The organism is Okeania sp. SIO2F4, from assembly GCF_010672385.1.
Taxonomy (GTDB): Bacteria; Cyanobacteriota; Cyanobacteriia; order Cyanobacteriales; family Microcoleaceae; genus Trichodesmium.
The window spans coordinates 1-7,305 of record NZ_JAAHGT010000479.1 but is presented as its reverse complement, the minus strand read 5'-3'; the positions used below and the strand labels follow the sequence as shown (position 1 = coordinate 7,305).

Annotated in this window: 3 protein-coding genes; 2 read left to right on the top strand and 1 reads right to left on the bottom strand. The window is 35.8% G+C overall.

Features of this window, described 5'->3' with window-relative positions; translation table 11 throughout:
- Positions 1-1,572 (bottom strand): J domain-containing protein (locus F6K22_RS25275; RefSeq protein WP_293104327.1); only part of this gene is annotated, 1,572 nt, incomplete at its 3' end.
- Between the two features lie 647 nt (positions 1,573-2,219).
- Between F6K22_RS25275 and pdhA the strand changes: the two genes are divergently transcribed.
- Entirely contained in the window at positions 2,220-3,251 is a 1,032-nt protein-coding gene (pdhA, locus tag F6K22_RS25270) for a pyruvate dehydrogenase (acetyl-transferring) E1 component subunit alpha (RefSeq protein WP_293104324.1), read from the top strand.
- 2,299 nt (positions 3,252-5,550) lie between these two features.
- Positions 5,551-6,804 (top strand): HhoA/HhoB/HtrA family serine endopeptidase, encoded by a 1,254-nt coding sequence (locus tag F6K22_RS25265; protein WP_293104322.1) that lies wholly within the window; start codon positions 5,551-5,553, stop codon positions 6,802-6,804.
- The last annotated feature ends 501 nt before the right edge of the window (positions 6,805-7,305 follow it).

The following is a 7,305-nucleotide window of genomic DNA, read 5'->3' as shown; positions in this document are numbered from 1 at the left end:
AGAACTAGCTCCTAGTAAATTAGAAGTTCCTTTGCTTGCAGAAGCAAGACTAGCAGTAGCAACACTACCCACACCAGATATACCTTTATTTTCTAAATCTGATACGGTCGATTTGTCAACTTCCTTCTGGTAGAACATCTGTTCCGTGTCGCGATCGCGACGAGGTTGAACAACTACCCATTGATTAGCTGCTTCTGTTTCTGTAGGTAAAGCTTCTAGATAAGCTTGAACGTGCTGATCTGCAAAATAGTCTTTCAAAGAAGCTGACTTGTCAGACAAATCACGGAAATGTGGAAATACCTCCTCGCTCAACCAATGTTCAGCATAAAGACATAGACCAGGCAATAAATCTGGAGATTCTTGAGAATTTTCTTTAATAAAGGATAAGGGTTCGTTTTCATGGCTAAGTTCTAATGAACGACTAGCCTCTTCAGTTTGCCCTAAAAGTAAAGCACAGACAGATTTTTCTAAATTTACATCTTGACTGCGACCCAATTGCATTAACATCAACTTAGCCTTACGAATCAAGGCTGGTTGTTTTTGAGCAAACCCTTGAGCTAAAAAAGTATAAACTGCTAGGTATGTACCTACTGCCGAAGGACGATGAGCTTCTGCCTCAAATAATTTCTTTTGTTCTGATGTGGTTAAGTGGTGACGTAGTTGCTGAACAAACTTCAGAAAATCTTCTATCCCAAGTCCAGATTGATCTTCACCTTGACCATCAATTCCACCCCGTTCATTCAACATATCTTGAAGAATTTCTAGCCCACGGCGACGGTCTAGAGCTATTTTCTCTGGTAATGCTATTAACTCCATTACTCTATAAGGACGTAACTTATAAAGGTCAGCTTGTATCTCCCCTCTAACTTGGACAAACAGATTTTCTCGCAGTAATAATCCCTGGCCAGCTTCTAAAGTTGTGGCCGCACTTTCATATTGTCCTTGTTGCCATTGTTCTCTGCCCAGTTCTAAATTAGCTAAAGCAACTGTAAGGACAATATCTGGCAGAACTAATGCTGGATCGCCAAAACGTCCATCTTTGATAGCAATATTATTATTAGTAAGATAAGGATGAGTAAGTTTTAATACCAGCTCGTATTCTCCTAGTTCGTGTAAAATTAGGATTGCTCCCACAAATTGTGGATCTTCTATTTCGATACTTGGAGTGTTAGGGTCAAACTCAGAGCTACTTATCGTCTCTCTACCTTGAGAGTTTATCGTTTTTGCTAACCGTCTAGAAGCTATTGTGGGGATAACTTCTTCTGTTTGCTGAAGTTTTGTTTCTTTTTCATCTGGTCGGTCGAGATTTCTCTTAGAACTTGGAGTTAGTTGTTGTGTTTCTGGTTCGTAGGTTTTAGCCAAAAAGCTTCCATCGTAAGTTTGGCGTTGTTCTGGCTCAGACAGAACAGCATAAGCCTCATCTATAAGTTGTTTACGGGCAACTATTGTTGCCTCAGAATACTCCCTTCTAGGAAACTGCTGGGTGCGATCTCGATGTGCCTGCCGTAACTGTTCGGCAGTAGCCTGAATTGGTAAACCTAAAATTCGGTAATAATCTAGTGGAATCCGCACAGTGCATTTCCTCAAAGGCGAGTTACTATATTACTTAATAATATCCTTTATTGTTCATTAACAGAGGTGTTTTTTATTACTTTAGAGCAATTTTTTTGATGCTCATCACTTAATGGTCTAGGATTTTTGCACCGATAAACATTAAAGGTTTAAAGGATAATCTACTAATCCTTAAATTTTAACCTAAAAATTTCATAGAAACACTTTATTAATTTTAGCATCAAAATTTTCAGGATCTAAAAATTATTCTTAAAATTATAAGAGCATATTCTCTACTTATATCTACTATCTACAATTATCTAAAATTTTTTCAAAATTGTTGCCATTCATCTGATATGTCGGGCTAACTTCCCACAAAGTATAACTTTTTTACCCAACTTGAACAGCAAAACTTAAGACTTATTCCATTAAGCCTGTACTATACAACAATTAAGCTTATAGTGTATAACAAGCTAGTAAAATTTATTTACTCTCATACACAATTTCTAGATATGCTACTTAATTGATCAAATGATCAAAAATAAATTTGCGCAACTTGTGGAGACGAGTAATGTTAACTTTAACATTGGAGACTTTTGCTAAATATGTCTTTTCCAACATTCCAACATTAAATTTATCACTAATTATACTAGCCTAGGAAAAATCCAATGATCCAAGAACGTACCTTACCTGCTTTTAACACCAATAGTATAAAAATTAGTAAAGAAGAAGCATTAATACTTTACGAAGATATGGTTTTAGGACGCTTGTTTGAAGATAAGTGTGCTGAGATGTATTACCGAGGCAAAATGTTTGGTTTTGTTCATCTTTACAATGGACAAGAAGGGGTTTCTTCCGGTGTAATTAAAGCTATGCGGCAAGATGAAGATTTTGTTTGTAGCACTTATAGAGACCATGTTCATGCTCTAAGTGCTGGTGTACCAGCACGGGAAGTGATGGCTGAATTATTTGGTAAGGCCACAGGCTGTTCTAAAGGCCGAGGTGGTTCGATGCATATGTTCTCGGCTGCACATAATCTATTGGGGGGTTATGCTTTTGTTGCTGAGGGTATTCCTGTGGCGACTGGGGCAGCTTTTCAGAGTAAATATCGTCGGGAAACTATGGGAAATGAAACTGCTGACCAAGTAACGGCTTGTTTCTTTGGGGATGGGGCTTGTAATAACGGCCAGTTTTTTGAATGTCTAAATATGGCTACATTGTGGAAACTACCCATTATTTATGTAGTAGAAAATAATAAGTGGGCAATTGGTATGGCTCACGACCGTGCTACTTCTGAACCTGAGATTTACAAAAAAGCTCATGCTTTTGGTATGGTTGGTGTGGAAGTTGATGGTATGGATGTATTGGCGGTGCATTCTGCTGCTCAAGAAGCTGTGGCCAGGGCTAGGGCTGGCGAGGGACCTACTTTAATTGAAGCTTTGACTTATCGGTTCCGAGGCCATTCTTTGGCTGACCCTGATGAATTACGGGATCAAGAAGAAAAAGAATATTGGTTTTCTCGTGACCCTATTAAGCAATTTACAACTTACCTGAAAGAAAATAATTTGGTAGATGTTGCAGAGTTAACTGCTATCGATCAAAAGATTGATAAGTTAATTACTGAAGCGGTTGATTTTGCCACAGATAGCCCAGAGCCAGGGTCAGATGAACTTTATCGCTATATTTTTGCTGAGGATTAATTAACTAAGTTGTTGATTGACAGCAGTTTTGGAGTTGATGAGGTACAAAGTTTTATGAGTTTAGGGAACAAGGAAAATAGATTAATCTTAAACTGTACCTCACCATTATAAAAAGTGCTTTAATTGTAATTAAACTGACATTCCGCAAATCAGCTTGTAATATTACAAGTAGTATAAAAATCTGTAACTGACAAGGTATTTATACTACATAGCTCGTATTCATTGACTTTTCTCATGAGTCAAATTCTCAGGAAAATATTAAGTATTTATGCTTAATTATTTACTCCTATTGACCACCATGATTTTCTCCTGACTCCTGTAGGGGCGAATGGCCATTCGCTGACCCAGAGCTTCCGCTTTTTCCTGCGGAATGCTCCGCAACATATTTGCAGAGCATTCTGCCCTTACAACTCCTGACTCCTGATTTTTTCTACTACATTTTGAAGTGCAGAATGTTAGGATTAAACTTTATCTAAAAATTTGGCAATTGGGTTTCTCGTTAATTTAGTTAAAAAGACTGTCTTAGATGTAGAAACCCTAATTAGGTTAAGTAAAAATTTAAAGTTTATTTGCTATAAAATTTTCAGGAAACTTGACAGAAAGAATTGCATTTTTTTCACAAGATAATATACAGCAGTTCTCATATTAATGAGATACAGTATTTTTTCTTTTCCCTATTGCCTATTGCCTAACATCCACAACTTGTGTATCTCACCATTTTGATAAAGGCTATATACTTTCATTCCTTTTTGCCTAATTATATAGATATTTTATAAACAACTCTTTTTAGTCGTAGTGTAGTAATAGGCAAGTTTATTAGGATAATTATAATTTTTCTGAATTATAAAAAAATCATTTTAAATAACAATTTTTTTAGTAATTACGATATTTAATATAAAATTTATGCATAGATAGTTAGATCCTAATCTGTTATTTATTCCTATATTGAAAAAGTAGATGGTTTGGATGAATTGTAAAAATCAACCATTTTTGTTCTATTTTTAATATATTTACCTTTCCTAGTTCCGGTGGAATTTATAGCATTTTAGGAGTTGCGTCACGATCTGCAATATTTTATGAAATTGGGATAATGCTTTTGCACTACAAAAACAATCAAGAAATCAAATGACATAATTTAAGCAAAAAATAAATACCAAATCAAACTAATTTCAAACAATACAAGTATATGATATGGGCATCAATAAATACAATATATTTGGTCATTGCGAGAGACATTTGTAGATTATTGCTTTAGGAAAGTGACCCCACTTAACTATTATTTATTTCCTTGTTAATGTTGGGTAAATGTTTTTCCTGCTAGTTTTATAAATATTACATTTGAGGAAACTACCAAATTAAAAATCATCAAAAAATCAATATAAAATCAAATAAATGTTAAATAATTATTGTTTTGGCAGAAATTAGTAGTAATAGTAAATAAATCGTGAATTTATGCCAAAAATAATAGCAACTTGATGTTATTAAAAAAACCGGATAAATATTTTAGGGATTGTAAATATACTAAAGTCCAAAATATCGCAGATTAATATATAGCATTTATCCAATAGATGAGGTACACAAATTTTAGAGCTTACAGCAGTTTTCATTTTAGTAGACTACTGTAGTAGCTAGTCTAGACTAAAATTGTGTGTAAAACTTCCCCCTCTCCTTGCAGGAGAGGGGTTGGGGGAGAGGTCTTCATTAACTCGCTCTTTACCCACATTTTAAAGCTAGACACGCTAGTAGAGAGGGTTGATGGAATTGCCCTAAAGGTTGTCCTTTTGATTGTAGGTCATCTATCAGAAAACCAAAGACTGGAAATACCGGATCTGGGAAACAAAACTGTATCTCATTAATTATGAGAAAGGCTAGATATGATATATATGCAACTTAATATTGTAATTCGATGATGAAAAGTAACTCCCAAAACTTAAGCAGATCAAACAAAAAATTAAGGCATGAATTTTAATGACTCTGAAATACTAAGCATCAGGCTCGAATTACTAATTATAGGAAGTGTTAAATTTAATCTATCACTGTCAAATATAAATCCCTTTACATTCAAGAGTATACAGCAAGGGAGTTCCAAGTAAAAAAATATCCCTTTGAACTGAACTTACGGTATCAGGGGAAGTAAAAAGTAGATCGAGTCCATACATTAGAATAATTGATTTTTTCCTATTCTCTAAGTAATAGACTAGACAGATATTGTAGGAAAATTCAAATAAAACTTCTCCATCAGGAGAAAAAACTCTCATTATTCATTCTCAACAAACTAACCAATTATAAATAAATGACCATGAAAAATACAACAGGCAAAGTGTTTTGGAAACAACCTTTAACTTATTTATTACTACTAGCGGGAGCGGTCGGAGCATTGTTAGGTGAGCGCCTGATATTCCAGACAAGTAGATCTCCGGAAAACTCAAGCCAGCTTACTCAATTATCAGTTACTCAATCCCCTAGCAAAACTGATGGTACTTCTAACTCAGAAAGATCTAGTTGGTTACCAGTTAGAGCTCCTATTTCCAATGGCAACTTTATTGTAGATGCAGTCCAAAAAGTTGGCCCGGCAGTGGTCAGGATTAATGCTTCTCGAAGCGTCAGCCAAAGACCTAATATGTTTGGCAGGGGAATACCAGAAGATTTCTATGGTTATGAATCTCCTAGGTCACCTTCAGGTCGAGGGGTTGAGCAAGGAACTGGTTCTGGTTTTATCATTAGTTCTGATGGTAATATTCTGACTAATGCTCACGTTGTAGAGGGTTCCACTACCGTAGAAGTAGTTCTCAAAGATGGTCGTCGCCTTCAAGGTAGAGTTTTGGGCACAGATTCTGTAACTGATGTAGCAGTAATTAAAATTGATGGTGATAATCTTCCCACTGTTTCTGTTGGAGATTCAAATAATCTACAACCTGGAGAATGGGCGATCGCTATTGGCAACCCCCTAGGTCTGGATAATTCTGTGACAGTGGGTATAATTAGTGCTACAGGTCGTTCTAGTAATGATGTGGGTGTTCCAGATAAGCGGGTAGGATTTATTCAAACGGATGCTGCGATTAATCCTGGAAATTCTGGTGGCCCTCTATTGAATCAAAATGGTGAGGTAATTGGCATTAATACAGCTATTATTGATGGTGCCCAAGGTTTAGGATTTGCAATTCCTATTAATAATGCTCAACAAATTGCTCAACAATTAATTAGGGTAGGTAAGGCAGAGCACGCTTATTTAGGTATTGCCATGCAGACTTTGACACCGGAACTTAAGCAAGAACTTAACCGAAACTTCAATACAAATATTCAGTTATTCACTGACCAAGGGGTATTAGTAATGCAAGTTGTTCCTGGTTCTCCTGCTGATAAAAGTGGTTTAAAGCCTGGGGATATAATTCAAAAAATTGATAATCAAACTATTAGTGAATCTGAAAATGTGCAACAAATTGTTCAGAACAAAACAGTCGGTAGTTTGTTGGAATTAGAAGTTAATCGGAATGGTCAAAACTTGAATTTTCAGGTGCGAACTGGAAATTTACCATCTAGATTAAGAGGATAGATATATAGAAGCAATTTGGTATATTTGCAAAGTGGCATAGGAGTCAGGAGTCAGGAGTCAGGAGGAAAGAGAATATAGAATAGGGGAAAAAGGTAGAAAAATGTCCCCAAGCTTCACAATCTCCCCCTACTCTTTACACTTTCCCCTATTCCCACACGGACCACACTCCCGTTTATAGATCCGCTTAGGGATTCTATATAGTATTTCTCAGTCTTTTGAAGTAAATTGAGTTGAGTTATACTCAGGCTGTTAATTGAGAAACTATAGTTCAGGGTAGTTGAAAACTGCTGTTTTGATTTTATCAAAACTATAACGTCTTAGATAAGTAGTTTTGAGGACTGAAAAATCTGTAAGTCTTGAAAAAGTAGGGATTCATTAATGGATAATGGATAATGGATAATGGATAATGGATAATTACCTCTCCCTTTTAGGGAGAGGATTGACGCGGTAGGGAAAAAATTTATTTTTTTCCCCTTTATTGGGGAGGCTTTAAAGGGTGAA

Coding starts and splice junctions, on each gene's coding strand:
- F6K22_RS25265 (WP_293104322.1), top strand. CDS start 5,551: ATGAAAAATACAACAGGCAAAGTGTTTTGGAAACAACCTTTAACTTAT.
- pdhA (WP_293104324.1), top strand. CDS start 2,220: ATGATCCAAGAACGTACCTTACCTGCTTTTAACACCAATAGTATAAAA.